The 3126-nt window shown below is 54.6% G+C and carries 4 protein-coding genes; 2 read left to right on the top strand and 2 right to left on the bottom strand.

Features of this window, described 5'->3' with window-relative positions; translation table 11 throughout:
• Both Q1B15_RS20730 and tsf read left to right on the top strand, forming a co-directional pair.
• Positions 1 to 231 (top strand): 30S ribosomal protein S2 (locus Q1B15_RS20730; protein ID WP_299757524.1); only part of this gene is annotated, 231 nt, incomplete at its 5' end.
• Between the two features lie 77 nt (positions 232 to 308).
• On the top strand, positions 309 to 1190 hold the full coding sequence (gene tsf, locus Q1B15_RS20725; protein WP_299757522.1) for a translation elongation factor Ts: 882 nt from the start codon (positions 309 to 311) through the stop codon (positions 1188 to 1190).
• Between the two features lie 302 nt (positions 1191 to 1492).
• Here the strand turns inward: tsf and Q1B15_RS20720 are convergent, their stop codons facing one another.
• Positions 1493 to 2104 (bottom strand): LuxR family transcriptional regulator, encoded by a 612-nt coding sequence (locus Q1B15_RS20720; protein ID WP_299757526.1) that lies wholly within the window; start codon positions 2102 to 2104, stop codon positions 1493 to 1495.
• 185 nt (positions 2105 to 2289) lie between these two features.
• The gene (gene aroQ, locus Q1B15_RS20715; RefSeq protein WP_299757520.1) at positions 2290 to 2730 is read right to left on the bottom strand and encodes a type II 3-dehydroquinate dehydratase; all 441 of its coding nucleotides are present in this window, start codon (positions 2728 to 2730) and stop codon (positions 2290 to 2292) included.
• Positions 2731 to 3126 lie beyond the last annotated feature (396 nt).

Raw genomic sequence — 3126 nt, 5'->3', positions numbered from 1 at the left:
TCGCCCGACGGCATCGACTACATCATCCCCGGCAACGACGACGCAGCCCGTGCAATCGCACTCTATTGCGATCTCGCCAGCCGCGCCGCTCTTGACGGAATGAGCGCTCAGCTCGGCGCCGCTGGCGTTGATCTTGGCGCTTTGGAAGAGGCGGTCGAAGAAGCAATCCAACCGGAAGCTGCTCCGGTTGCTGAAGCTCCGGTTGCTGAAGCGGACGCCAAAGCCGAGTAAGGCTCTGGCTGTCTGATGTCTGATACAGGGCGCGGCCAAGGTCGCGCCCGCACCGATTACATTTGAGGAGAGCCGAAATGGCAATCACGGCTGCACTTGTGAAAGAGCTGCGCGAGAAATCCGGCGCAGGTATGATGGACGCAAAAAAAGCGCTTACGGAAACTGACGGCGACATGGATGCCGCTCAGGACTGGTTGCGCACCAAGGGTCTGGCAAAAGCTGAAAAAAAATCCGGTCGCACTGCGGCGGAAGGCCTTGTCGGCGTTTCGGCTTCGGGCGGCACCGCTGTCGCTGTCGAGATCAACTCGGAAACCGACTTCGTGGCGAAAAACGCCGAGTTCCAGGCAATGGTCGCGGGTATTGCGGCTGTCGCGGCAACTGTGGACGATCTCGAAGCCCTTAAAGCGGCAGAGATCAACGGCAAGCCGATCGCAGACATCGTAACCGACGCTGTTGCGAAAATCGGTGAGAACATGGGCGTACGCCGCATGGCGAAGCTGACCGGCGACAATGTGACGACCTACGTTCACAATGCCGCTGCTGAAGGCATGGGCAATATCGGTGTTCTTGTGGCTTTCACCGGCGACGATGAAGAGTTTGCACGCGGCGTTGGCATGCATATCGCAGCCATCAACCCGGTCTCGCTCTCTGAGGCGGATCTTGATCCAGCGGTTGTCGAGAAAGAAAAGGCGATCCAGATGGATATCGCCCGCGAAAGTGGCAAACCCGAAGCGGTCATCGAAAAGATGATAGGTGGACGGATGCAAAAGTGGCTGTCCGAAGTCACGTTGCTGAACCAAGCCTACGTCAAAAGCGATGACGGCAAAACAACCGTCGGAGCAGCCGCCGAAGCTGCGGGCGTGACCATAACTGGTTTCGTCCGCCTCAAAGTGGGTGACGGCGTTGACAAAAAAGAAGAAGACTTCGCCGCAGAGGTCGCCAAGGTCGCCCAGGGCTGATCCTAAAAAACAAAAGGTGGAGCTGCCGGGACGCAGCTCCGCCTAGTACCTTGACCCACCACGCGCGCGGCCAATGGGGATGAGGAACTGGCGCGGGCCATACTCGTTCAGAAAATTGCCGACCGTTCGGCGTAAAATGCGCCATCAAGCCGGCGTCGGTTACCCGACCCCCTCACGGTTCCACCCGAAATTACGGATGATGCCAGAAGGACGTTCCCAAGGACAAAGCCTCCACTCACGGAACATCTTCAATATGACAAGCAAATTGACCTAAGTGAAGTATGGTATTCCATACCGACGCATTATGCATGACTACAGCGTGAAGATTTCACCAACATTAGAGCCGTGCGTGAATGTTCAGGTTTCAAAGACAAAAACTGTCGTTGCAGCGATGCTTTCATCACGGCCTGCGCCGTGGTTTCCACCTGCAGCGCTTCGCGCGCCTTCCTCAGATGCTTTTCGACCGTGGCAGTGGTCAGCCCCATGATCGTCGCCACATCCTGAGTGGTTTTGCCTTCACTGATCCATTCCAAAGCCTCGCGTTGACGCTTTGTAAGCCGCTGCTGCGCCACAGAAACGGGCAGGGAGGCAAGTTTTAGATGGGCCACCTGAGCGAACACCTCTATTTCCTCGCCGTGACGCGCCCAAAGCTGCTCGACATCGCATTGACTTAAACCCGGTCGCGCCGTTAGCCCAATAGCGGCGTTCTGGCGGGGTGAGGGGTCAGGAAACGAGATCGTATAGCCAGCGAGCACACCAAACTTCCGGTTAAGTTCGAGAACTTCGCTCTGTTCGTTGGTCAACTCACCTTCCATCTCGGTCACCATCGACCACGACATCGCGCCGTCGTTGTTGACGGCCCAAGTCGTCATAGGAGCTGATACAAACATTCGCTCATTCACATACGCCTGCATGTCATCCGGGTGGTTCGACAGGATAAACATATCTCTTGGATCGCCAAGCGACGCTTGCGTCGCGAAAATGCGTCATCCCGTAAAGCAAACGGTCAAACCCGAAACGTTCCATTTCAGCTGTCAGGATCGTCTAGGCTGTTTCCACGGTCTTGGCCGAGAGCAACCTCAGCAGCGCCGAGTTCATATCAAATCACGTTAAGGTATTCGGCTAAAGCCCTGACGGCCAGGGAGTATCCATGAACGCCGACACCGGAAATCATCCCTAGCGCTGCCGGGGTGATGAAGCTGTGATGGCGAAAGCTCTCACGCGCATGGATGTTCGAGATATGAACTTCGATCACAGCTATTTCCGTGCCCACAATCGCATCGTGTAGCGCAACCGATGTGTGCGAATATGCGCCGGCGTTCAAAACAATACCGCTGTGCGTGCCGCGTGCGGCGTGGATGGCATCCACGAGCGCGCCTTCATGGTTGGACTGAAGGCACTCAATGTCCATTCCGAACTCAGCCGCGGTATCACGACATAACACCTCGATGTCCGCCAAAGTCACGGTGCCGTAGATGTCAGGCTGCCTTGTCCCAAGGAGGTTCAAATTAGGACCATTCAGAATAAGAAGCGAGGCCATGGCATTTTCCTTTGGGACGTTTGTCGATCAGTGAACCGTTGCAGAAAACCGAACAAGGGGAAACTGGGAAAGATTGGTCGTCGATCAGACGTAATTGGGAATGTGCTAAAGATGGAACAAACATTTGAGTTGGTAATTGGGTGCACTCTCGGACTGAACGAAAGAGCCTAAATAATTGATTTAATTTTTGAGATGAAGGTCGTATTTGAACTATACATGTATATTTAACATAATATTGATTATGCGACTTACGTGTGTAGCCGCAAAGCGATAATGTCACCCCTGTGCAAAGCAGAAATGTCACTCTCTCCATCAAACGAGTTGAGGGAGATTGAGCATGGGATGGGTAATGATGAGCGAGCGCGAGCTAAATCGCATAGAGGTTTTGGCGCAAGT

Source organism: uncultured Boseongicola sp. (genome assembly GCF_937988555.1).
Lineage (GTDB): Bacteria > Pseudomonadota > Alphaproteobacteria > Rhodobacterales > Rhodobacteraceae > Boseongicola.
The sequence above is the reverse complement of the archived record's forward strand: the minus strand, read 5'-3'. Positions and strand labels throughout refer to the sequence as shown.